Source organism: Paraburkholderia sp. GAS41, from assembly GCF_050436545.1.
Taxonomy (GTDB): domain Bacteria; phylum Pseudomonadota; class Gammaproteobacteria; order Burkholderiales; family Burkholderiaceae; genus Paraburkholderia.
The window spans coordinates 1-22,341 of record NZ_JBNDMK010000049.1; the positions used below are offsets into that span (position 1 = coordinate 1).

A 22,341-nucleotide genomic window follows, 5' to 3' on the forward strand; every position below is an offset into this window, starting at 1 on the left:
GGTATTGGTCATGCACCTGGAGTGCCTACCCGGACCCTCATAAAGCTGGACTGTCTGATAAGAGAGTGCCGGTTGAAGCACGGGAGCGGGTGAAAACACAAGGAATACCGGGCACTGCGGGCGGAATGGTCACACGGCCTTGTTTTCTGCGTTCGCGGAGCAGTGAATTTCGCTATTCAAACACGGAGCGGTCAGCGTCCGACTATCATCGAGAAAAAAAGTCCTGTCCATGCGAATCGCACGGTACGTGCTTGCGGCTGCGAGCGATCCGAACGAGCACGTAACGGATACGAAGCGAGATTGCCCGTTGTCTGGCTTACTTGTTTTTTGGCCGAATTAGGATAGCCAAAATCGCATGCCTATCATGACGAAATGGCATCATTGGATCATACGATAAGTTTCGTTGTTAAATAATTTACTTGAATGATTCGGATAACGAATCAAAATTGTGACGAAATTTCTATCAAATGGATCGGAAGATGCCAGCGCGCCGCCCTGAAAGACGTTGTCGATCTAATAGCGTTCAAGCGAAAACCTGATTTTTCGGTGTGCGTGGTCGAGCAAATAATCGACCACATCGACTCATGTCCATGTCAACTTTTTGCGACGGGAAATTTTTTTCGATGTCCTGGGAGGATGGATCGCGTTATCGTCCGCGGAGTGATGTCCAAATCGTGATCCACCTGGAGAAACAGATGAAACGAACAGCGCTCTCAACACTTCCGCTGACACTGCTGGCTGCTGCTGGCGCAGCACATGCACAAAGTAGCGTCACGCTATACGGCACCATCGACACGTCGGTTACGTTTATTCATAATGCGAATGCAGCTGGCCAAAACCAATGGTCGGTCGGCAACGCGAGTAACGGGGATCTTTCCGGTAGTCGCTGGGGCTTGAAAGGTCAGGAAGACCTGGGCGGTGGTCTGAAGGCAATTTTCCAGTTGGAAAACGGGTTTAATCCAAGTACGGGACAACTTGCGCAGGGCGGCCGAGAGTTTGGCCGCCAGGCATTTGTGGGTTTGTCATCCGGTCAATATGGCACGCTCACGTTGGGTCGCCAATATGACCCACTAGTGGACCTTGTCCAGGGCATTACTGAAGACAATTATTTCGGGAGTGGATTTGCAACTGCAGGTGACGTCGACAACTACGACAACAGTTCCCGAACGAACAACGCGATCAAATATTTGTCGCCGGTGTACTCCGGACTACAGGTCGAGGGCATGTATGCGTTCGGCGGCGTCGCGGGGCAGACGGGCGCCGGCCAGACCTGGTCGGCCGCTGCGGCGTACAACAATGGTCCGATTTCGCTGGCGGCAGGCTATTTTGTGGCGAACAATCCGTCTGTAAACGGCCTTGTGCGGCCATCGACGACGAATGGCTCTGGCTGGGGCGGATCATCAGACGGCACATTCGACGGCTCGCTGATCAACCTGGGCTTGCAGAGCGCGAAGTCCATCAACATTGCCCGCGTCGCGGCGCAGTATGTGGCAGGCCCGTTCACGTTCGGCGCTGCGTATAGCAATGCACAATACAAGGCGGATGGGCAGTCAGCATTCTCATCGACTGAGAAATTCAACACGGGGCAAGCCTTCGTCAACTACCAGGCCACCAAGGCAGTCCTGCTGGGCGTGGGTTACAGCTATACGAAGTCGAGCGGCGAGACGGGTGCGACGTACCATCAGGTCAATATTGGCGCGGACTACAATTTGTCCACACGCACGGATGTATATCTGGTGGGCGCATGGCAACACGCCAGCGGAGAGACGCTTAGCGCAAATGGTACCAACGTGGTGGCCGCGCAGGCGTCCGTGGGCTCCTATGGCTACGGTGGCACCAACACCCAGGAAGTTGTTAGCGTCGGACTGCGCCATAGGTTCTGATGATGTCCCAACAGCAGTGCTCATAGGGAAGTCACAGCAGCGGTCAGACTAGAGCCGGTCGTCAGCGTGAACTGACAACCGGCTTTTTTCTCGCGCGTCTACAGGAGGCGCCCACGCGGGGAACCAAGTCATCTATAGTGCTGCGCCTGCGGGAGAAAATATATAGCATTGGCCGTCGAGTTAATTTGCGGAGCGCGTTGAGCGATCGATCGCCGGCCCCAAAAAGCAAGATTCAGATACAGCTATGCCATGCCGTTATCGAAGGTATGACGTGATGGCGGTCCTAATTCGATGAGAGAAGAACGAGAATGTTGAGACGCTGTATTTGATTCAGTTCTAGCGACATGGGGCATATTATGTTTTCCGTTATCGGAGCCACAGGCCAAGTAGGAGGCGTCGTTGCGCGCATGCTTCTCGCAAACGGATGTGACGTTCGTGCCATTACTCGAAATCCGGCCACGGCGTCGACGTTGCGGGAGCAGGGCTACGAGGTGTCGGTTGCTGATCTGCGCGACACGCGAGCATTGGCGCGGGCGCTTCAGGGAACTGAGGGCGTCTTTGCGATGGTGCCCCTGAATCTCGATCCCTCCTCTGATTTTTCAGAGGCGCACGAAATCGTTTCGTCTTTGCGCGATGCGATAGCCATCGCACAACCCGGAAAGGTCGTTTGCCTGTCTGCTATTGGAGCTCAGGTGATGCAACCTAGCCTTCTCACGCAAGTGCGCTATCTGGAGGAAGCGCTCAGCTATCTCCAGATGCCGGTCGCGTTCGTGCGTGCTGCATGGTTCATGGAGAACGCCATATGTGATGTTGAGTCTGCGTGCGAAAGCGGGGAAATTCCCTCCTTTCTTCAGCCTCTTGGTCGAGGCATACCTATGGTGGCAACGGCCGATATCGGACGGGTGATTTCGGAAACGCTCATGGAGGAATGGGATGGTCTTCGGATCATCGAACTTGAGGGTGATAAGCGCATTAGCCCGAATGACATCGCCCAGACCTTTGATCGGTTGCTTGGACGCGAGGTCCGGCCGAGGCTGGTTCCCCGGGACGCGTGGGAAGAAATGTTTCGGGCGCAAGGCATGAAGAATCCTGGCCCGCGCATGCAAATGCTCGATGGATTCAACGAAGGCTGGTTGAAATTCGAGGGCCGTCGAACTGAAACGCGGATAGGGCGCGTGTCTTTAGATATCGTTTTGCGTGAGCTTGTTCGAAACGCGCGCTAATCAAACCTCGGTGTCTGGCTACGAGGAGTTGCGAGTGGTGTCCGAGATCGGGTAGCGAGGCGACCTACCTCCGTGGAGGACTCCAGTCGCAGTCAGGTCCTACAAGGTCGGAACGGCTAGCCGCTTCTTACGACTTAAGGGCCATCGTCACAACGCAGGTTTGCCGATAACTTTTTACTTGTAATCAGGGTTCCGATGGACACTTTGGAAAATATGCGGACGTTCGTGCGAGTGACAGAAACCGGCAGTTTCACGAAAGCTGCGAGTCTCGCATCAGTGTCGACAGCCCACGTTTCACGTGCGATCACGGAGTTGGAATCGCGTCTGCATACGCGTCTGCTGCAAAGAACAACACGGCGGGTGTCGCTTACCGGCGCTGGCGAACGCTATCTGCAACGCTGTGAGCAGATTCTGGCAGAAGTCGACGTCGCAGAGACCGAGGCGGCGGGCGCTGGCACCCAACCCTCCGGCAAGTTAAGGGTTCACGCTACCGCCGGATTCGGCCAACATCAGCTAGCGCGGCTCATCGCGCGCTATAGCAGGCGGTTCCCGGACGTCCTAATCGAACTGGTACTCGCACCGCGCATGCCAGATATTGTCAACGAAGGTATTGACGTGTCGGTTGTCATGACGCGTGATCTGGTGGATTCGGCCTTGGTTTCCCAGCGAATCGGAAGTATTCAGACGATTCTATGCGCCTCCCCACAATACCTGGCAAAGCGCGGTGTGCCGGTTCAGCTCGCGGATCTTGGCGAACACACGTGCCTGCAACTGGTGTTGCCGTATATGTCTCCTGGACAATGGCAATTCGAAGATGTAAGTGAGCCGATATCTCTGCATACGCGGGCTGCGTCGCTCACTGTCAACGACGCAGAAGCGCTGGTCGAGACAATACGCGAGGGGCTTGGAATCGGACCTTTGCCGATTTCTGTCGCACTGTCGGGTCTGCGTGATGGGAGTCTGGTTCGAGTCTTGCCCGCCCATCGTCTGCAGGAATGCTACATCTATGCGCTGTATGCGTCGAGACGTTATCTGGACGCCAAGATCAAAACGTTTGTTGAATTTGCGAGAGAACAGATACCGCTTGCACTTGCCGACGAGAATCGGGAAATTTTTGCGTTGACGGAGAGCTCGTTAAATGAGGCCTTACTCTGACTGATTCGAACGGACATTCTGAGACTTTAGCTCTTTGTCATGGCAGACATACAGTCGCAGCGTTTCCTTATACACGCATGGCTCGCTCGACACGCCCCTTTCGCGGTGGCCTGTTGCGTTCTACGGCACGCTCGTTCCAGAGGTACCGCGCAGCTAATGACGACGGCAATGGAAGGGCACATTCGGATGACCAGGAAAAATCAACAGACGATCAATGAGTTTCTGCTGTACACACTCAACTTGAAACTTGCAAATCGCACGTGGTCATGGGACGCCTACGGCGAGGATGTGGTCGTATTGACGTTGTGGGAGAAGCACCGCGAGACGTTGCCGGACGAGACCGAACGAATCGAAGTGTGGAGTCCGATGCTGTGGCGCAAACCGGCGAAAGTCGGCCGCAACGAACGGCGGAAAAACATCGACAGACTGAACGAAGGCGGTACAACGTACGCAATCCTGCGTGGCGGCAACGGATCCGACGAGCGCGAGGCGTGGGACTACGACGGAGACCGTCTGTACAAGTTGAGCCGGGTGGTAGTCGATCACGATGGATATGAATATGCGATCGTGGACTGCTCGATATCTATTGACGAGTTTTTGGCTCGCCAAGCGCAACTAAAGTGGTTCTCCAGGTCGTAGCGATACGATTCGCTGATGTCTGCGGTTCGTGCGGCGCGACGGGTTTGCGACGCTTACAGCGGAGTCACGTCCCGCAACACAGCTGGCATGCGCGTCAGCAAAGTGATCGAGTATTTTGTGCGGCGCCACGACGCCGCTGATCCTGTGCGTGTCCTCTACCAGAAGGAACCCTGTATCCAAGGCAGCAGTGAAGAGTTGCGTATAACTGCGATGCTACGACGTAATGACAGACATGACCTGACGTACGTAGAAGTCTTGGCTTGTTTTGATGAAAATATTATCAAGTTCAGCGCGTGCAAAGAAGACAGTGGGTGGAACCTGATGAAAACTGGATATCCACGGAATGACGCTACGTTGAACTGATTAAGGAAATGCTAATCGTCGAAATGCAGTCAATAATTTCCGCGACGCAGCCTTGTTTCACTCACTCAAACTTTCGTTGATACACAGGAGCTTGAAAATGATCGTCAGCATCCGAAATCTGGTTATTGGTCTCACGGTGGCTCTCCCTGTACTGGCAAGTGCCCAGGAAGATAGTGCCTCCATCACGCGTGAGCAGGTACGCGCTGAGCTGGTAGCTCTCGAGAAGGTAGGTTTTCATCCCGGCAGGCCCAGCATACATTACCCGGCCGACATTCAGGCCGCCGAAGCCGAGCTCCATGCGGAAACGGACGTCGGCGGAAATCTGCAAACGTCCTATGGCGGCGTAACCAACGTGAACTCAGCGTCTGGTAAGTAGAGAGCTGGGATACCTTAAACCAACGCCCTGTTTCGCATCAGGGAGCAGCAATGTGGGACGAGCTTCTGTAAGCCCCCGGGATTTGGAAGTTCGTCTCTAGACTGCCTGCGGAAGACCGGGCAGTGTTTGACGCGTGTGACATTCCGTGTAGCTGCGAGCAGAGTCGATTTCCGAGTCGTAGTCTATGGGAACGAACGGTAACGATGGGATTGGAAACCAGGTTTTGGTGGGTCTCGTTTCGCTCGGTAAGTTCGATAGCCTTACACAGCGTTGGACATGCCTCAGCTATTTGTCCCGAATCATCACAGCGTGTCGCCTTGCGCAGACATTCGGCCAATATCCTGAAACGTTGGCATCGATCCATATGTACCTGGTTGTGCAGCGACTGATAGCTCCAGTTACGAAAATAAAAATTCACCGTTTTTCAGGCGCTCTGTCAGGACAACTATGTCGACCAGCCTTGGTTCTTGCGGACGCTGTTCGTTAGCCAATCGACTTTACGCGGTCATCGCGTATTTCTGGACATTTTTGGGCTACCCGATGATGCGTTGGTCACACCATATCCAGCTCGCTCTTGGGCCATCCTTGAAGCTCGAATCAACTACTATTTGGTCGAACGACATCGTTGGTGCACGTTCTCGTTCGCTCCGCACAGTAACTGAAAAGCGTTGGTATCGAGGACTCGCATGCGATGCCATCAATTCAATGATTTCGCTGAACATTGGAACATTTGGCGTCTTTGGGCTCAACCGTGCTTGCCGCTTTGTCGTAGCGTCGGGCTACTTTTTGTGGAACTTGGCGCAGAGCTTGCTGATGTCACTCGTAAATCGGGGCCGTGCGCGGGAGGCTATGTCAATTATTCATCTCCGTGTCCGGATGAGTTGCATGATGTGCAAGTCGTCCGGTAGTGGTGGTGGCGCGGTGGCCGGATGGATCTGGGGGCACTGGGGCTGGATGGGCGTCGGTGCTGCTGGAATCTCCATTCTGGCTGTTCAATTGGTCTGGTGGCTGTTGCCGCTGAAAACATCTGGCCGAAATGCTTAAAATTGTTAATGAACCCATTGTCCAGATGCAATTCGATCGGCTCGAAAAGCTCTGCCTTATTCTCTTTGATGGATGGCGCGAGAGAAGACGGGTATTGCCGCTCGCATACCTCTTGAGTGCATGGCCTATTATTTCCCCGAGTCGATTAATAGATGTTCTCCGGGAACTTCAGCTATATCACTCGATCATGCTGACACCTGATGAGGATCGAGTAATCGCGCAGATACTGGGAATCGATGTGCGCGGAATGGAACAGGTCGTATAGCATCCCTCGGCATGACCAGCCGTTCCGTAGAACTTGAGCTGCTGTTAGCAGGCATCGGGCTGCGTGCGAATGAATCTGTAGTTCTCTGTTTCGACGGGACGAACGTGTGGCTTGCATTTCGCGCAGCTTAGAGCTTGCACGGGAGGATAAATGATGGCGGTTGGGGCACATCTTTCGTCGTGAGGAGTCGTGCTGCAATCTTAGAAATATGCTATTTGGGATGGAGGGTCGACATTGCACAGGAGTTTGTTAAATAAATAGGAATCCATATGAAATATGGATATCAGAATTGGATTATAAGATACGCAACTGGACAATATGATAAGCCGGTGCTCGGACATACTCCTAGAATTTACGAACAGGATTTACTTATCTGAGGAAGGTTTGCGAAACCTTAAGTAGTTCTCTTCCTCGAAAGATAAAGCTAGGAGACAGTGCCATGCTCACTACACATGAGAGCCCAGAACAATGTCCGGTCGCCAGTCAGGGTAACAGCGATGGTCGCCGGTCGAATACCATCGCAATATGCCGTACCTGTCCAAGGGACCAGCCGCGCAGCGGTGAGCCGGGATTGGCTCTCTATAACGAAATGAAAGAAACACTGACCAGCCAGGGAATGACCGTGATGATGGTCCACTGCCTCGGTAGCTGTCGGAAGCCATGTGCTGTCGCATTTGATGCGCCGGAAAAGCCGCGGGTACGTCTATCGGGTCTGAACGAAGCCGATGCAGCGAATCTGATCGATGCCGCTCTCGAATATCAACAGGCGGTATCAGACGATGTGCGGATCACAATGTTTCCGGCTGAGTTGCGGGGGCACGTAACTGCGATTTCACCGAAGCGCAGAAGTAGCACTGAATAGCCGGGCGGTGCGCCCGGCGCACAGTGTCAATGTTAATTCTAAAAACCTGTTTTGCTGCGTTGCGAAGCAGCGTAGCTTTTTGTCTTGGATGAAGAGGAAATAAATTGAGCAAGGGATACTGGGTCTCTACCTACCGCGAAACGAAGGATGAAGCAAAACTAGCAGCGTATTCAAAGCTGGCTGTGCCCGCTTTGGAAACTGCCGGCGGCAAGATCATCGTACGTGGAGTGCCCGACGAAGTCCGGGAGCATGGTTTGAAGGAGCGAACCGTCGTGATTGAGTTTCCCTCATACGAACAGGCGGTTGCCGCATACGAAAGCGAGACATATCGGAAAGCTCTTGAGGCATTGGGGGATGCCGCGATGCGCGATTTTCGGATCGTTCGCGGCGCAGAATGACGCGAGGTGCGAAGGACGGTACTGCTGTGCGTCCGTCGGCATTCGCTCTGACAGCGGTTGAATATTTGGGTCAGATACGCTAACCGGTGGCATCTTCGGGCGAGATGGGTTAGGCGTGCCGCTGGACCAGCGGTCGTAATGGCCGGGTCAATGTCCTGGTGGGACCGCTACGTGCAAAGGACTGGCACTTGCTGATTCGGGGCTGGTTCATTCATCCATCGTTCTCGTATTAGCTGTGCGATTCACAGACATCATTTCACTTTCTTGAACGTCGTTTTCTTTGCGCGCTTGAGTTTGTGGCTCCGTTAGGAGACGCGAGTTCAAGCGCGCGCCGATGATGTTCGGCAAGGATCTTGTCGACTCGCCATTCGCGATGCCGGATCCTCTCTTTCAACCCGTAGTAGGCGGTTTCTACCTGCTCAGCGAGAGGTGTGATTTCGCTCACTTCTGCGATGCGGTCGACGGGAGTCTTGCCGCCGAGTGAGCCGTGTGGGCGGCGCCAGTTGTAGTCGAACTGCCACTCGGGAACTTGTGAGTGCCGACTTGAGGTGGACCTGAGTCGGACACCAACTGTCTCAGGTCGATTGCAGATTTGGCCTTTCGACGTACGCTACGATCCGTATGAGGAACAATTCCTTTGTAGTATGCCGTCGATTGAGGGCACGGATGCGTGGCTGTGATTGGTGATCGCGCGCAAGGGTGTCGCTCAGAATCGATCGTTTATTGCCGTCTTCGTACTACGCGAAGGCAAGCTAGAGCGGATCTTGGCGTCATCGAAGACGCCAGGACCCAAACTATGATTTCTTGTACGAGCGACGCAATTTGCCGACACTGACCTATGCCGCTATCGCCGCCTTCGCAACCCAGAGGAGGGGCATCCGTGGCGCGAGCTGAGCAGTTCGTCGAGACGGGACCAATCACATGAATTCAGTCTTCCAGCAAGGCGGCGTGGTCCCGGATCCGTTCTGTTCCCAGCGGGGCAGTCTCGCCTGCGTCGATCAGCATCCAGCTCAGGGCGGCGGCTATCAGCGCAATGGCGCCCGCCGTGAAGAGCACGGCCTCATAACCACTTCCAAAGCTCAACTGCGCAAACCACACGCCATTGGCTTGAACGTCCAGCAACTGCGCAGCATGCCAATTACCGTCTGTGATCAATCGCGCAAGCTCTTTGCGCACGGTCACCGAGTACTCGGGCAAAGCGTTTGCGAGCAACGCATCGACGCGTGAAAACAGAATCGCACCCAGCATAGCAAAGCCGATTACGATTCCGCTAAATTTGACGGTCCCCGAAACCCCAGACGCCATCCCCGCACGGTCTAAGGGAATGACTGTCATTCCTACCCGGGCCGTTTCCCCATTGAGAATTCCGGCACCGCAAGAGGCGACGAGCATGCTAACGAGAATTGGTGCATAGGTGAAACTGCGCATTTCGGTGGAAGTCCATATCAATCCCAGCCCCACCAATGCCAGGCCCGTGCTGAGAAGCAGCCGACCCGACCAATGCGGAGCCAGCCATCGAGCGACGACGCGTGGAACCACGAATAACGGTAATGCCATTGGCAACATTAGAAGTCCTGCGTCAAGCGGCGTATGGCCCATGCCATTCTGGAAGTACATCGGCAGATAGGTCAGCATTGTCAGAAAAGCCATCCCGTAGGCGAGTCCAGCGATATTCGCGCCAAGATATGTTGGACGGCAAAAAAAGCGAAGGTCGACCATCGGCCGGCCCTGTAGTGTCTCTACGGTCAGGAACGCGGCAAAGAGTACCGCCGCCCCAATGAATTCTGCCAGAATCACAGCATTCGACCACCCTGCACGGTTGCCTGAGATAAGTGCAAGAGTCAGCAATATCAGGAAGCCGCTGAACGTCGTGACACCTGCGATGTCGAGTCGCTTCGCTTGCGGATCTTTCGAATCTTCGACCGCGTACAACGTCAAAGCAATCATTGACAGACCCACCGGCAAATTTACGAAGAAAATCCAGCGCCAACCGAGATACTGAGTGATCAGACCGCCGGCGACGGGTCCGAGCATGATTGCAACGCCAATTACGGAGCCCCAGAACGAAAACGCGCGGGCACGCGCGGGTCCACGAAATGAATGCGAGAGGGTCGCCATCGCGGCACTCAGTTGCAACGCCGCACCGACGCCCTGCAGTGCACGTGCCCAGTTGAGCGCTGTGTCAGAGTGTGCCGCGCCGCATATCGCCGAGGCGGCGGTAAACATGCTGAGGCCGACGATCAGCATGCGTTTGCGACCGAAGCGGTCGGCAAGTGTTCCCGCCGGCATGAGCATGGCCGCAAACGTCAAGGTGTATGCGCTTATAACCCATTCGACCGCGGCAAAATCAGTATGTAAAGAACGTGCAATCGAAGTGAGTGACACGGCGATGATGTTTCCGTCGAGGTTGATCATGAATGACGGAATGGAAACGCATAGCATGATCAGGAACTGTTTTGATGCCTTCATGGACTATCTCCAACTGCGGCCGCCTGCTTGGGAAGTTGTCTACGGTTGTGCGCTTTCATACTTCTCAACAGCCAAGAATCAATTTAATGACAACGTTTGCAAGACGTGATTTATATCACATCTTTTTACGTAAAATCAACGATGTATTTATTTGCAATCGTTGTCATAAATGAATTCGTAAGGATGTCTCGTCAAAGGGTCGCCCGACCGGAATCGAGCAATGTTGTCGGCACTTCCATTGGCGACTGGTGGTGTTGAGGAAGGTCTGCACAACCCGCTTCAAGGCGTTACATTTCGCATCGAGCGCGGCGTTGGCGTTCAGATCTCATATGGTCTTAAGGATGTGGCCGGGGATTCGTTGAACCGGAACGTTGCGATATTGTCGGCGACTCTATCGGAGAGTGGCATGAAGGGGATGACTCATTTGATACACTCAACGCCGCACGATCCTATGGATATGAAAATGTCGGTTCCGGGGAAAACATGGTGAATCTGAAACAAGTCGCCGCCCTTGCCGGGGTGTCGTCGTCCACCGTTTCGCGCGCGCTGGCAGCGCCGGAACTCCTGCATCCCAAAACGCTGAAAAAGGTCAGAGAGGCAATTGCCTCGCTCGATTACGTTCCGTACGCGCCTGCTCGTGTGCTCCGCTCGGGTCGCTCGCGAACCATCGGTATCGTGGCTCCGACATTGATGAATGAGTTGTACGCGCGAGCCGTCGATGTCTTGGAAAGCAGGTTTCTTCAGTTGGATTATACGGGGCTGCTGACCTGCCATCGCGACGATCGGCATCTGGAGTTGCGTATCGTTCGCACGCTTATTGAACGTGGAGTCGACGGCCTTGCGCTAGTCGGTTCCAGCCATCATCCTGACGTGCTCGCCATCATACGCAGGCAGAAACTTCCTTACGTATTGATGTGGGCAACGGACCCGGAGCGCATTCATCCGACAGTCGGCTACGACAACCAGCGTGCCATGGGGCGCGTCACCGAACATCTCGTCAGCCTTGGACATGTCCGTATTGGCGTGCTCACGGGTCCGTCCGATGTTCTGTCGGCCGTCAGGCTCTCCGGCATACGCGAGGAGTTGGGGCGTCATGGGATAGCGTTGCGACCTGAAGCTGTGATTGCGACGCCGTATGACCCCGAGTCCGTTCGAACTGCAGCGCGTCAATTGCTTTCCAGGGCGAATGCGCCAACAGCGCTAATCTGCAACAATGATTTTATAGCTGCCTGGGCGCTTACCGAGTGCCGGGCGCTCGGCATTTCCGTTCCAGGTCAGGTCTCAGTGACGGGTTTTGGCGACTGGGATCTAGCCCGGTTGGGGTCACCATCGCTTACCACCATCCATTCTGATGCCATTAAGATCGGACACCTAAGTGCTGAAAATCTGTTGTTTCAGGTCAACAATGACGGCAATCGAACGGTGAGGCAAGACGAGTTCGAAGCGGAACTTATCGTTCGGGAAAGTACTGCCGCTGCACCAGCGGTATAGGTCCGCTCACTCTTAAACATTGTACCTCAAGGTGTGCGACCAGAGACAATCTAGAAAATAAGTAAAACTAATTATTGTCGTCTGTACATCCCGACTGCGAATTCGATTCCCCGTTGCGCCCGCGGCAGTTTTAAGGCTATGTCGCAGTAAGAGGTGGACGGTAGAATTCCGGCGATACAAAGTCGCTGATGAGAGAATCGATGAAGACGCTGAACCTGGCGTTGGCCAAGGCACTGAAACGCTTGCACTATCCGCTGGAGGTGATTCTGACGTGCGTGCGCTGGTACGTCGCGTATCCGTTGAGTCTGCGTCATCTTGAAGAAATGATGGCCGAACGTGGGACTTCGGTCGATCATTCGACCGTCCGTCGCTGGGCGCTCAAACTTTTGCCGGTACTGGAGAAAGCGTTTCGCCATCGCAAGCGGCCAGTTGGAAAGAGCTGGCGAATGGACGAGACGTACATCCGCGTCAAGGGCGAGTGGAAATATCTCTACCGGGCCGTCGACAAAGACGGCAACACCGTCGACTTCCTGCTCCGCGCCCACCGGGACAAGACTGCAGCCCGGCGTTATTTCGAGAAGTCGATCGCTCAGAATGGTGTCCCCGAGACAGTGACCATCGACAAAAGCGGTGCCAATCTCGCCGCGCTCGAAGCCATCAATGCTGATCGTGAAACGCCTATCAACATCCGCCAGTCCAAATATCTCAACAATCTCGTCGAGCAGGACCATCGGGCGATCAAGCGACGCACGCGGCCCATGCTGGGATTTAAAACGTTTCGCTGCGCCCGGATCCTGCTGGGCGGCATCGAAGTGATGCACATGATCACCAAAGGACAGATGAAGTGTGCTCGCGGAACCCCTCCGTCCGCCCCCGATCAATTCTACGAACTGGCAACATAAGCAGTACTTCGCATATCGATCAACTTTCCTCCGCGATCCTTACTGCGACAAAACATCGCCAGCCTCTCATCCGCTGACCAGCGCCGCCGACGCTCAGGTCCGGTCAACGCTTCCATCACTTCCATCACTTCGTTCTTGTTGTTAGTCATATACACAGTCTTAAGCCTACCCGATATTGTAAGTGGGAGACCGTGTCCGGACTTTCAGGGGGCCACTCCACGAACTTCATTTCAACGTGTCGCAAAGATTGAAATGACTGACGTGATCGTTCGCGTGAAAGCGTTACCCAGCTTCGAGTCGCTGACGCCAGATTCAGACGGGCCTTCGGATGTCGAGTCATAACTTGTTTCAGAATCGGCATCTGGTTTCGAAGCTATGTTAGTACCGGCAATTCGCGTGTTGTCTGGACCAGTTGCGTCCACATCGATCACGTTGCGGGCGCTTGTCTTTCCCGAACAAGCGATTTGAGGGGTTGAATTTGTTGCAGTAGTTGCAACACTTTGTTGCGTCGTTTTCGACTCGCTGCTTGTTGCTGAATCGCTTGGCGCTGCTGCATGAAAAATTGGAACGGAAGTGGCTTGATCGGGGATAGACCTGGCGAATAACTCCGACTGAGTGAGGAACATGCCTGTCATAGCTGCGACTATCGCAATTAGAAGATGCTTCGGGATGGACTTCATCAATGATGCCTGCGTTAATTGGCTTCCGGATTGATGCGACGCGAGCGCCACGCCTCGCTACCAGATCATAGTGGGAATTCGACAAACGAAAAGCACCGGATTTCGAACTCACTGTTCTGCCGTACGTAAAAATATGCAGATCGTCTTCATGCAATGCACGTCATGAGCGATTCATGCGTGATTGGTAGTTTCGTGCGCTATTCAACTTCTGCCTGTGACACCATGCACCCTGCGTTGTGCCGACTCCAGGATCAGGTCACCTTCGAAAAAAATGCGGACAGGTGGAGACCTGTGCCAGAAAGCATCGGCTGAACGTCTACGTGCCGTTCGGCAGAAACAGTTTATTGTGAACCCTGGAATGGTCTATTGGATATTCGGGTTGTAGAATCCGATAAATTGTCTGACCTGATCGACGCTCGGCAGGTTGATTTTTAAAATCCTAATAACACCATCTTAGCTTCACACCCAATGTCTCATAACATCCGACGCCAGTCGGCGCGCACAGCGACCGCTCGACGCCATCTGAGCAAAGAGATGCTGCTCCCCGCGTCCAGACAGGTAGTGACCGACACGTCTCTAGCAAACCACCTTTCGCTAGTGGCTTGTCGAAAGAGACAAGGCAATGCTCATCTGGTTCACGAACTAATCCGCCTTGTCTATCTGACGTTTTACCTGCAAGAGGCCGGCTTCGGCAATGCAGATATGGGGCTTTATGTGCGGGCAGAGGCGGGTGTTGAGGAAGCAGGTCTTAGAGGCGTGCGAGAGGGAGTCTGGTATGTTACCGACGACCTGGCGATGGTTCTTGAGGAAATCCTTGCGACCCACGACCGGCAACTGGAAACGGCGCCGTTTTGGCAAGTTATCGATGCGAGGGAGCGTCTGATCAGGTTTGTTCAAGGCAACCGTAGATCACCCATTCCAGGCAGCGAACGAACCAAGCCGATATAGGCCAAGAAAGCGTTCGACCGGCATAAGCGCAAATGAAAGTATCGAAGTTTGGCCGGCGCTTGCTAGCGTTCGTAACGAACTGATCAACGCAATTGAGTTAGAACCTTGTCAGAATGTCGGCAAGCCTCGATAGATCTCTTGTACCAGATTGCCAACGAATATTCGGTGGACAACGTCAAGCAGCACGGTCTCGTCGAGACTTCGAATTCTTCGGTTTTTCCGGTTCGCAGACGGCTGCCGGCGAGATTGAGCCAGGTGCGCTCACTGAATGCGGGTCCGACGGTATGGTCATGCCCAGATTGAACACCCATTGGTCAGCACGGAATCGCAACTGATCTTGCGTATTACCGTCGTAACGACGGAATCGCAACTGATCTTGCGTATTACCGTCGTAACCGGTTACCACCACGGGCCGACATGTGTTGGGAACTTCCGCGAAGGTTGCGTTCAGATGCCATCTACCCGAATTCGGGGGTAAGGACGTTCACGCGCTCCGGAGGAGAATAGCCTTCCTGCTTGTCGCTGAATCTCGAATCCAGGGCGAGGGATAGCCCATTCTGAAGACGCGACGGCAGGAATATCAACGGCATGTATTTGTAAAGCGTGAGTTCCACTACTGTTCCTTTTACACAGTGACCACGAGACGCGACATCACACGCTTGACCTCGCAAGATTGCGCATCATGTGGCTGCGCATGCGCCGGTATCCCGTGATGGTTACGTCCCGAAGAAATGGGTCAGGCAACTGGAACTTTTTGATGGATTGTGCATGAACCGCAAACGAACCAAAGCGATATGGTCATGTAAGTCCTGCCTTTGCGGTCAATCAAGCGCGCAGTTCGCCTCATAAAATCTCACGGCGTACCCGGACTACCCGCGACCCGTGCGACATCTGTCGATGACCCGCGAGGAGCAACCTGGGCAGAAGGCATCGTTGTGTAATCGTCACCGTATGCAGGTAGCGTGGCTCGGCTCTCGAGCAGGTGTTGACGCCGTTGCGAATACGCGTCGCGCACAAAGGAGTACTTGTCCAGCGCGGCTTCTGACAGAAGATCCGTTGCGCCGAGAAGGTCCGCCCGCGTACTCACAATATTCAGTCCAAACAGGGGGATGCTGATGTCACTTGAAAGATAGGTGGTCGGCGTGGTGAAGTAGGCAAACAACCAGCTGGACGAATCGCGCACCGAACTTGGGCCGAACACCGGTAGCACAAGATAGGGCCCAGAAGGCACTCCGTAGTGACCCAGCGTCAACCCAAAGTCCTGGTGATGCTTGGGTAGACCGGCAGGCGTCGCCCAGTCAAGAATCCCGCCAATCCCGAATGTCGAGTTAAACGCGAAACGCACCAGGTCCTCGGTCGCGTCGGTTGCCTTGAGTTGCAGCAGATCATTCGAGAAATTGCCGATGTCACCGAGATTGGAAAAGAAGTTGCTGATGGCGGTACGAACCGGGGCCGGCGTAACCTTCGTGTATCCCAAGGCGGCGGGGCGCGCGACATGTGCGTCCAGACTTTCGTTAAAAGCAAAAACCGCCCGATTCATGGGCTCAAGGGGATCGCCTGGTATGCTTGCTGTGCTGGTCGCGCATCCACTCAAACCTGCGATAGAAGTCAATGCTGCGCCAAGCAACCACGGCTTACTGTTCCGAACAAATTTCATGAGGTCAATCTTCATGAGGTCAATCGCTTATTGATTCTTAACCGGTCAATCCACCGTTGCTCCGGCCCGATGAATTGATGCCTTGAAGGGAACTAACTCGTCGACTGGTCGCTCTGGACGGACCAATTTTCGGGGATATGTCAGGACGTAGCGGAAGCACGCGAAAAGGAGGGCGGCTGCAATTTCAACGGAGCGTTTGCACCTGACTGGGTGCGGCGGAGTGTACTTAAGAAAGTCACGCGAAAAAAGCGCGGTTTCTGGAAAACATCGTTTGAAATCGGGATACAAAGCCAATGGCGACGGTGCACAGGGGTGGCCGCGCAAATTCGGACGTTCGGATGGGTGGAACGTCTGGGGCCTGCGCTAGCGATAATGCCGGCAATGGAATCCAAAAGATGACGAAGAGAGCCCAACGCATGCACTCAGCCGCGTTCGAAGCGAAAGTGTCGATGGCGGCGAAAGGGCGAGCGCACGCTCGCCGAACTGGCGCAGTGGTTCGATGTGCACCCGAACCAGATAGCCGAATGGAAGCGGCAACTACAGGAACGAGCTGCCGACGTGTTCGGCGCAGGCGGCACGATGTCGAGCGAGCTGCAAGTCGATTTGAAGGAACTTCATGCGAAGATCGGCCAGCTCTCGCTGGAGAACGATTTTTCAGATGGCCGGCTTTTGCAAGGAGGATGAGCGTATCTCTCGCTACCGCGATCTCGAACGTCAACGTATCCGATCCGATTGGTAACGCGACACATGGGCTGTTTATCGACGAGGCCGCCTCGCTCTTAAGCACGGAGATCACGCAGTCGCACGTGTCGCGCCACGCTTTGCTCCGGCCTTCGCTGTGGCAGTGTGCACTTCGATGTCCGCTAACGTCAGTCCGTGCTTCAGCATCAATGCCTGGATTTGCTTGACTGCTGCCTGTGCCCTGTTTGTCAGAATCGCCTCGGGTCGGCTTGCGCCTGAAGTTTCTTTAGTCTCGCCTGAATTTGTTCTAGCGTTGCCATCAGAGCTCCCTTTCTTGTCGATTGAATGAGCGCACTATGCCACGTGGGTGCATACTATGAATATTCGTTCATAGGTCTTCGAAAGTCTCGCAGCGATCCAGCCCGCAATTACGACATCAGGAACCGTTTTCTGATTTTTCAATCAGGATAGGCGGTGGCGCAAGCGCTTCCCGAGATGCAGAACATACCACCAGCACGATTACCCATACATCCGCGCGTTACGCGTACGGCGCGATTCGCCACAATCGGCGTTCGATGAGCGCCAATCAATTGTCTTAAGAAGGGAAAATCATGGACGAAAGAAAGCGAGATAGCATTGTTGCTTATCTCCGTCGCCGTATGCAGGAGGTTGGCATCACGCCGGAAGACCTGACATCAGCAATACTGCGCGACCAGTCAAAGCAGACAGAAGCGCGCTACCGGAGTGCAACGGGAGACACGTGGAGCGGTGAGGGTGAAATGCCTCAGTGGCTGAAACAGGCGACTAGCGCGGGACAATCCGTTGAACATTTCGAATTGTCGTCAATGACTGCACGCACAGTCCAGTCTGCCCGAGCCGCTGTGGATTGGCGTGATGACCCGTTTGCGGGCACCCCGCTTGCACGAGGTCAGTACCCATAGTGAGCTTCGATATCGTCGCCCGCCAGTTTTGGAATGCCAGCATCAGCAGGTTGTGCACCCACGTCCTCACTGATAGCTGTAGTTGCCTGCACGTCCGATCCCGAGCTTCCGTGCGCAGCTTTGGCATTAGTCGTAACGGTTGTTACGAAGTACGCGCCCAGGTTCTCGCGCCGCCAACGTTTAGTCGTCGGGATTATCTGACGGTGCGCAACAGATGCTGCTGACGACGATGATTCGGGCCGGAACGTGATGAACATCTCAACTTTCCCAGCGCGAAGGAGCCCGCGACGGAAAGAACGCATACACAGCAAGCCTTTCGTCCGACGAGTCTGGAAAGATGTTCTCGAGCGAGCCTTCACGCATTGCCTGCTTGATGTCAATCTCCACCACCTGGGGGATAGCGCCGGCAATGCACGCGCCGAGCACGGTGCCGATGTCCGACATGAAAGAACACTAGCCTGACCGGCGCAGGACTCGCGCGAGTGGTTAGCTCCTATTGCGCGCGTCCTGCCTACCCCTTCGCACAGCCGTTTGCGTCTGCACGGCCTTCTGCGGAGGGATACAGGTCGTTGTTTTTGCATTGTTGCTACGCAAAACCCTTTGTTTTAAGGCCTCGCCCGTTGCGGATTCAAATCCCAGTTGCTACGGTAGCGCCACCTGAGGATTTAGGCCTTTGCGTATTGTCGGTGACTACGCAAAGACAAAGGTCTCGGGCCAATCTTTGACCAATGACGAGGAATCTATGGCAACAACGAGTGCAACGAAAGCTGCAGCAAAGCCGGCTCCGAAGAAAGCGGTGACTCCGGTTGAGAAAACGGCGAAAATGCCGACCGTGAAGAAGGCAGCGACCCCTGCCACGAAGAAGGCTGTCGCTGCCACGCCGCTGAAGCCGATCAAGGATTCGTTCACGAAGGTTTTGTCGCAGTAAGGATCGCGGAGGAAAGTTGATCGATATGCGAAGTACAGCTTATGTTGCCAGTTCGTAGAATTGATCAGGGGCGGACGGAGGGGTTCCGCGAGCACACTTCATCTGTCCTTTGGTGATCATGTGCATCACTTCGATGCCGCCCAGCAGGATCCGGGCGCAGCGAAACGTTTTAAATCCCAGCATGGGCCACGTGCGTCGCTTGATCGCCCGATGGTTCTGCTCGACGAGATTGTTGAGATATTTGGACTGGCGGATGTTGATAGGCGTTTCACGATCAGCATTGATGGCTTCGAGCGCGGCGAGATTGGCACCGCTTTTGTCGATGGTCACTGTCTCGGGGACACCATTCTGAGCGATCGACTTCTCGAAATAACGCCGGGCTGCAGTCTTGTCCCGGTGGGCGCGGAGCAGGAAGTCGACGGTGTTGCCGTCTTTGTCGACGGCCCGGTAGAGATATTTCCACTCGCCCTTGACGCGGATGTACGTCTCGTCCATTCGCCAGCTCTTTCCAACTGGCCGCTTGCGATGGCGAAACGCTTTCTCCAGTACCGGCAAAAGTTTGAGCGCCCAGCGATGGACGGTCGAATGATCGACCGAAGTCCCACGTTCGGCCATCATTTCTTCAAGATGACGCAGACTCAACGGATACGCGACGTACCAGCGCACGCACGTCAGAATCACCTCCAGCGGATAGTGCAAGCGTTTCAGTGCCTTGGCCAACGCCGGGTTCAGCGTCTTCATCGATTCGCTCATCAGCGACTTTGTATCGCCGGAATTCTACCGACCACCTCTTACTGCGACATAGCCTGCCTACAACGCCGCTGATGCTGCCTTCGCCGGCGTACGTACGGTCACGCCCAAGACGCGCGATGGCATGATCGAATCGCTGCGCGTTCTGAAAGAAACGCAACTAACCGTCAAGCCGGTGCCCGTCTCCGGCAAAGGTCAAAAGCGAAGGCGCGCACAGTTTCGCCACCCGGCGCTACCTTATAATTGAACGGCAATGGCCCGTCATAGCCCGTTTTCCGCCGCATTTCCAAGTCACCATCCATCGACCGGGCGCGGTAAGCAGTCCGCCCCTCAAGTGAGACGTTCACAATACCCGTAAGCGACGCAATTTTTCGAAGGAGGCGCCGGGACAGGGCGCTGGTGGGCGAGCTGCCGTTGGCGTATTAACAGGCGGGTACTGGCGAGTCGCGTTTGCTGCAGCCAGCATTTGCCGCAGTGGCGGGTCGTGCCTTTTTCTACCGCTGCGGATACCGGTCGCTGGTGGGTATCCTGCATCGTCACGTCAACTGACAGGATCTCCCGGATCGAAGCGGATGAACGCGATTGCGTTATCTGGCGGTGTCGCCAATTCGTGAGTCGCGCGACAACCGTCTTCGTCCAGTTGGGCTGATTCAATTCAATACCGATCTCCAGGATCTGGCCTGTTAGTCAGATCGGCAGCGACGTCGTTGGTGGACCGACGCCACTCCTGTTCTACAACGTAACCGCTTGCCGTAAAAGTTCCAGGGCTTTCAGTTCGTCCAGTCGTCCCGTCCGAGCCTTGCCCGCCAGGGTTTTGATCAATGCTTCGGCTATCGGCGCAATACCATCAAGATTGTCCAGGCTGGTCGTGGAAACGAACGGGAGTGGATCCGGATTTTGCCGCGGAGTTGCGGAAACGGGCAACGACTCCGGCATCGATCCAGAGGGCGCAGAGATGGTTACGGTGAGCTCTTCATTCTTTCCCTCTGATGCATGGCCGGTCAGGTCCTTGGGGAAATCATTCTCATGAGCTTGCGGTTCGACGACGATCGTCTTCCTGCCTTCCACAATACTCGCAGTAACGGGTGGGAGGCTTTCAGTATCCCCGGCGATAGTCGAAGGCTTGCGCTTCGCACGCACCTTGCCGTCGGCGAGATTCCTTTTTGCACCGTCGCTTGTCGCTGGCGCGAGCGGCTCATGTTGCTGAAGCGATGCCCGACCGCGCGGACCAGGTGCAAGCATACGCGACACGGACTCGGGGATTTCGGCATCGGTCCGCGGACTGTCCAACCAGCCCGTTGGCAGTCCCAGTCGCTCCGTGAATCGATTTGCTTCGACGCCGTCCATGCGCTTTTTGCCATTTAGCCGATCGGCGATGTTGAATCCACTCATCTCCATGGCCACGCCGAGTCGCACCTTCGATCCGTTGCGACTCGTGAGAAGGCGTAGGTTAGCGCGTCGGATGTTTTCCGCGTCGGGACCTTCGCTCAATGCCAGCGGTTGCTGTTGCGGCGATCGAAGAGATGACCTGTCTTTTGAGCGCAAAGCTTTGGGCTGTTCAGGCATTGCGGTGGGACTATTCTTGACGGCTTTGGATGAGCCGCCAGCGACTTTCTTTGGCATGTGCGCTTCCTTGAGTAAACTATCTTCAGGAACTGGTTGCTCGTCCACGGGCCTGGCTGGTGCAGGCTCCAGAGCGTCGTACTCTGCATCCAATCCTGTATTCAACTGTACGAAGTCGAGCGGTGACTTCAGACGAGCAATGGTCTCGTCCGTTAGCGCAGGATTGGGCTGGTCAAAAAAGCCATGCGGTAATCCAAGCGTGGTTTCCATGTGAAAGGCGGTCTCGGGCGTGAACCGCTCACCTTTCATCAGTTCGGCTACGCGCGTCAGGTTCGATTCGAGTGCTATGGCGATATTCTCTGCACCTACCGCGTCGATGAGAAACTGAAATGATCGTGTTTTGAAGATTGAGGCAGTCTGGGTCGAGTCTCGGGGAGGCGCCTTCACGTACGCTGGCTTCTGCCGTTGGGGCGGAGAGCTTTTCTCGTGGTAAGTTTGGCGTTGGCCGTTGCGTCGGGATCCCTCATATCGCCCGCGGGCTTGACTCATAAAATGCGACTCCATGCGATGTAGACATTCGGGGCTCCCTCATTATAGACGAGGCGATATCGCCAAAAACGCCCTGGATGGACGGTGCTGGTCGCGGCCCATGGCGACCGCATGGGAACGCAAGGTGCGGAAGATTCGAAGGACGAACTCTGCGGCTCGCGGGCACGGTGGAATACCTGGGGTTGCTCTGCGTCTCATTCGTATGTGGGCACCTGGCAGGGTGTATCCAACCGTGGCGAGGTGCTCGTACGCTTATTCACATTAGAACTGTGATCATTCAAGCGGCAATCAGGTGATCGTCAGCGGGCTTCAGGGTCTCGAATTGCTCTATCTGGCAACGTTCGATGAACAGGAAGATTTAGAATGGGCGGCCTCAAATCTGAAGTGCAACACCTGTTTCGTATAAGGTGTTGCGATGCACGAAAGAACTCGGTATCAACAGCTTCAACCTGAGGAGCGCCTGACCATTGCAAGCCTGCATCTGCAGGGTTCGAGTATCCGGGCCATGGCCCGGATACTCGGGCGCTCGCCAGCCACCGTGAGCCGTGAGCTGACGCGAAACAGCTCACCTGCT

Annotated in this window: 22 protein-coding genes and 1 pseudogene; 14 read left to right on the forward strand and 9 right to left on the reverse strand. The window is 54.9% G+C overall.

Annotated features, from left to right (window positions below; translation table 11 throughout):
• Positions 1-695: 695 nt before the first annotated feature.
• The 8 genes from P3T43_RS34635 to P3T43_RS34670 all read left to right on the forward strand — a co-directional run bounded on the left by P3T43_RS34635 (position 696) and on the right by P3T43_RS34670 (position 8,208).
• Positions 696-1,883 (forward strand): porin, encoded by a 1,188-nt coding sequence (locus P3T43_RS34635; protein ID WP_429285498.1) that lies wholly within the window; start codon positions 696-698, stop codon positions 1,881-1,883.
• 356 nt (positions 1,884-2,239) lie between these two features.
• The gene (locus P3T43_RS34640; protein ID WP_429285499.1) at positions 2,240-3,106 is read left to right on the forward strand and encodes an NmrA family NAD(P)-binding protein; all 867 of its coding nucleotides are present in this window, start codon (positions 2,240-2,242) and stop codon (positions 3,104-3,106) included.
• Positions 3,107-3,301: 195 nt separating this feature from the next.
• Positions 3,302-4,261 carry a LysR family transcriptional regulator gene (locus P3T43_RS34645; protein WP_429285500.1) on the forward strand — a complete coding sequence of 320 codons (960 nt, stop codon included), beginning with the start codon at positions 3,302-3,304 and terminating at the stop codon, positions 4,259-4,261.
• A gap of 168 nt (positions 4,262-4,429) precedes the next feature.
• On the forward strand, positions 4,430-4,900 hold the full coding sequence (locus P3T43_RS34650; protein ID WP_429285501.1) for a hypothetical protein: 471 nt from the start codon (positions 4,430-4,432) through the stop codon (positions 4,898-4,900).
• Positions 4,901-5,360: 460 nt separating this feature from the next.
• Complete coding sequence (locus P3T43_RS34655) at positions 5,361-5,639, forward strand: DUF4148 domain-containing protein (RefSeq protein ID WP_429285502.1); 279 nt, start codon at positions 5,361-5,363, stop codon at positions 5,637-5,639.
• Between the two features lie 447 nt (positions 5,640-6,086).
• Positions 6,087-6,683 carry a hypothetical protein gene (locus P3T43_RS34660; protein ID WP_429285503.1) on the forward strand — a complete coding sequence of 199 codons (597 nt, stop codon included), beginning with the start codon at positions 6,087-6,089 and terminating at the stop codon, positions 6,681-6,683.
• Positions 6,684-7,387: 704 nt separating this feature from the next.
• On the forward strand, positions 7,388-7,810 hold the full coding sequence (locus tag P3T43_RS34665; RefSeq protein WP_429285504.1) for a DUF1636 family protein: 423 nt from the start codon (positions 7,388-7,390) through the stop codon (positions 7,808-7,810).
• Positions 7,811-7,914: 104 nt separating this feature from the next.
• Complete coding sequence (locus P3T43_RS34670) at positions 7,915-8,208, forward strand: DUF1330 domain-containing protein (RefSeq protein ID WP_429285505.1); 294 nt, start codon at positions 7,915-7,917, stop codon at positions 8,206-8,208.
• Positions 8,209-8,464: 256 nt separating this feature from the next.
• Here the strand turns inward: P3T43_RS34670 and P3T43_RS34675 are convergent, their stop codons facing one another.
• Entirely contained in the window at positions 8,465-8,800 is a 336-nt protein-coding gene (locus tag P3T43_RS34675) for an integrase core domain-containing protein (RefSeq protein WP_429285518.1), read from the reverse strand.
• 335 nt (positions 8,801-9,135) lie between these two features.
• Positions 9,136-10,677 (reverse strand): MFS transporter, encoded by a 1,542-nt coding sequence (locus tag P3T43_RS34680; protein ID WP_429285506.1) that lies wholly within the window; start codon positions 10,675-10,677, stop codon positions 9,136-9,138.
• Positions 10,678-11,160: 483 nt separating this feature from the next.
• On the opposite strand from P3T43_RS34680, the gene P3T43_RS34685 reads away from it, so the two are divergent.
• Together P3T43_RS34685 and P3T43_RS34690 are read left to right on the forward strand one after the other, a co-directional pair.
• Positions 11,161-12,168 (forward strand): LacI family DNA-binding transcriptional regulator, encoded by a 1,008-nt coding sequence (locus tag P3T43_RS34685; protein ID WP_429285507.1) that lies wholly within the window; start codon positions 11,161-11,163, stop codon positions 12,166-12,168.
• 200 nt (positions 12,169-12,368) lie between these two features.
• The gene (locus P3T43_RS34690) at positions 12,369-13,070 is read left to right on the forward strand and encodes an IS6 family transposase (protein ID WP_429285508.1); all 702 of its coding nucleotides are present in this window, start codon (positions 12,369-12,371) and stop codon (positions 13,068-13,070) included.
• Between the two features lie 230 nt (positions 13,071-13,300).
• Here the strand turns inward: P3T43_RS34690 and P3T43_RS34695 are convergent, their stop codons facing one another.
• A complete protein-coding gene (locus P3T43_RS34695; protein ID WP_429285509.1) occupies positions 13,301-13,750 on the reverse strand; it encodes a hypothetical protein in 450 nt (149 codons plus the stop codon).
• A gap of 534 nt (positions 13,751-14,284) precedes the next feature.
• On the opposite strand from P3T43_RS34695, the gene P3T43_RS34700 reads away from it, so the two are divergent.
• Positions 14,285-14,698 carry a hypothetical protein gene (locus tag P3T43_RS34700; RefSeq protein WP_429285510.1) on the forward strand — a complete coding sequence of 138 codons (414 nt, stop codon included), beginning with the start codon at positions 14,285-14,287 and terminating at the stop codon, positions 14,696-14,698.
• 853 nt (positions 14,699-15,551) lie between these two features.
• Here the strand turns inward: P3T43_RS34700 and P3T43_RS34705 are convergent.
• Entirely contained in the window at positions 15,552-16,370 is an 819-nt protein-coding gene (locus tag P3T43_RS34705; RefSeq protein ID WP_429285511.1) for an MlaA family lipoprotein, read from the reverse strand.
• 380 nt (positions 16,371-16,750) lie between these two features.
• Here P3T43_RS34705 and P3T43_RS34710 point away from each other — a divergent pair.
• A pseudogene (locus P3T43_RS34710) lies at positions 16,751-17,036 on the forward strand (transposase); the annotation flags it as partial.
• Between the two features lie 611 nt (positions 17,037-17,647).
• Positions 17,648-17,977 carry an H-NS family nucleoid-associated regulatory protein gene (locus tag P3T43_RS34715; protein ID WP_429285512.1) on the forward strand — a complete coding sequence of 110 codons (330 nt, stop codon included), beginning with the start codon at positions 17,648-17,650 and terminating at the stop codon, positions 17,975-17,977.
• On the opposite strand, the gene P3T43_RS34720 is transcribed toward P3T43_RS34715, so the two are convergent.
• From P3T43_RS34720 to P3T43_RS34740, 5 genes are all read right to left on the reverse strand, one after another.
• The gene (locus P3T43_RS34720) at positions 17,965-18,234 is read right to left on the reverse strand and encodes a hypothetical protein (protein WP_429285513.1); all 270 of its coding nucleotides are present in this window, start codon (positions 18,232-18,234) and stop codon (positions 17,965-17,967) included. The two genes, P3T43_RS34715 and P3T43_RS34720, sit on opposite strands and share 13 nt — an antisense overlap.
• Position 18,235: 1 nt before the next feature.
• Positions 18,236-18,421, reverse strand: a complete 186-nt coding sequence (locus P3T43_RS34725; protein WP_429285514.1) for a hypothetical protein — start codon at positions 18,419-18,421, stop codon at positions 18,236-18,238.
• Positions 18,422-18,667: 246 nt separating this feature from the next.
• Positions 18,668-18,886, reverse strand: a complete 219-nt coding sequence (locus P3T43_RS34730) for a hypothetical protein (RefSeq protein ID WP_429285515.1) — start codon at positions 18,884-18,886, stop codon at positions 18,668-18,670.
• 58 nt (positions 18,887-18,944) lie between these two features.
• Entirely contained in the window at positions 18,945-19,646 is a 702-nt protein-coding gene (locus P3T43_RS34735) for an IS6 family transposase (RefSeq protein ID WP_429285516.1), read from the reverse strand.
• Positions 19,647-20,387: 741 nt separating this feature from the next.
• Positions 20,388-21,767 carry a hypothetical protein gene (locus P3T43_RS34740; protein WP_429285517.1) on the reverse strand — a complete coding sequence of 460 codons (1,380 nt, stop codon included), beginning with the start codon at positions 21,765-21,767 and terminating at the stop codon, positions 20,388-20,390.
• 415 nt (positions 21,768-22,182) lie between these two features.
• On the opposite strand from P3T43_RS34740, the gene P3T43_RS34745 reads away from it, so the two are divergent.
• Positions 22,183-22,341 (forward strand): helix-turn-helix domain-containing protein (locus P3T43_RS34745; protein WP_429285519.1); only part of this gene is annotated, 159 nt, incomplete at its 3' end.

Coding starts and splice junctions, on each gene's coding strand:
- P3T43_RS34635 (WP_429285498.1), top strand. CDS start 696: ATGAAACGAACAGCGCTCTCAACACTTCCGCTGACACTGCTGGCTGCT.
- P3T43_RS34640 (WP_429285499.1), top strand. CDS start 2,240: ATGTTTTCCGTTATCGGAGCCACAGGCCAAGTAGGAGGCGTCGTTGCG.
- P3T43_RS34645 (WP_429285500.1), top strand. CDS start 3,302: ATGGACACTTTGGAAAATATGCGGACGTTCGTGCGAGTGACAGAAACC.
- P3T43_RS34650 (WP_429285501.1), top strand. CDS start 4,430: ATGGAAGGGCACATTCGGATGACCAGGAAAAATCAACAGACGATCAAT.
- P3T43_RS34655 (WP_429285502.1), top strand. CDS start 5,361: ATGATCGTCAGCATCCGAAATCTGGTTATTGGTCTCACGGTGGCTCTC.
- P3T43_RS34660 (WP_429285503.1), top strand. CDS start 6,087: ATGTCGACCAGCCTTGGTTCTTGCGGACGCTGTTCGTTAGCCAATCGA.
- P3T43_RS34665 (WP_429285504.1), top strand. CDS start 7,388: ATGCTCACTACACATGAGAGCCCAGAACAATGTCCGGTCGCCAGTCAG.
- P3T43_RS34680 (WP_429285506.1), bottom strand. CDS start 10,677: ATGAAGGCATCAAAACAGTTCCTGATCATGCTATGCGTTTCCATTCCG.
- P3T43_RS34685 (WP_429285507.1), top strand. CDS start 11,161: ATGGTGAATCTGAAACAAGTCGCCGCCCTTGCCGGGGTGTCGTCGTCC.
- P3T43_RS34690 (WP_429285508.1), top strand. CDS start 12,369: ATGAAGACGCTGAACCTGGCGTTGGCCAAGGCACTGAAACGCTTGCAC.
- P3T43_RS34695 (WP_429285509.1), bottom strand. CDS start 13,750: ATGAAGTCCATCCCGAAGCATCTTCTAATTGCGATAGTCGCAGCTATG.
- P3T43_RS34700 (WP_429285510.1), top strand. CDS start 14,285: ATGCTGCTCCCCGCGTCCAGACAGGTAGTGACCGACACGTCTCTAGCA.
- P3T43_RS34705 (WP_429285511.1), bottom strand. CDS start 16,370: ATGAAGATTGACCTCATGAAATTTGTTCGGAACAGTAAGCCGTGGTTG.
- P3T43_RS34715 (WP_429285512.1), top strand. CDS start 17,648: ATGGACGAAAGAAAGCGAGATAGCATTGTTGCTTATCTCCGTCGCCGT.
- P3T43_RS34720 (WP_429285513.1), bottom strand. CDS start 18,234: ATGTTCATCACGTTCCGGCCCGAATCATCGTCGTCAGCAGCATCTGTT.
- P3T43_RS34725 (WP_429285514.1), bottom strand. CDS start 18,421: ATGTCGGACATCGGCACCGTGCTCGGCGCGTGCATTGCCGGCGCTATC.
- P3T43_RS34735 (WP_429285516.1), bottom strand. CDS start 19,646: ATGAAGACGCTGAACCCGGCGTTGGCCAAGGCACTGAAACGCTTGCAC.
- P3T43_RS34740 (WP_429285517.1), bottom strand. CDS start 21,767: ATGAGTCAAGCCCGCGGGCGATATGAGGGATCCCGACGCAACGGCCAA.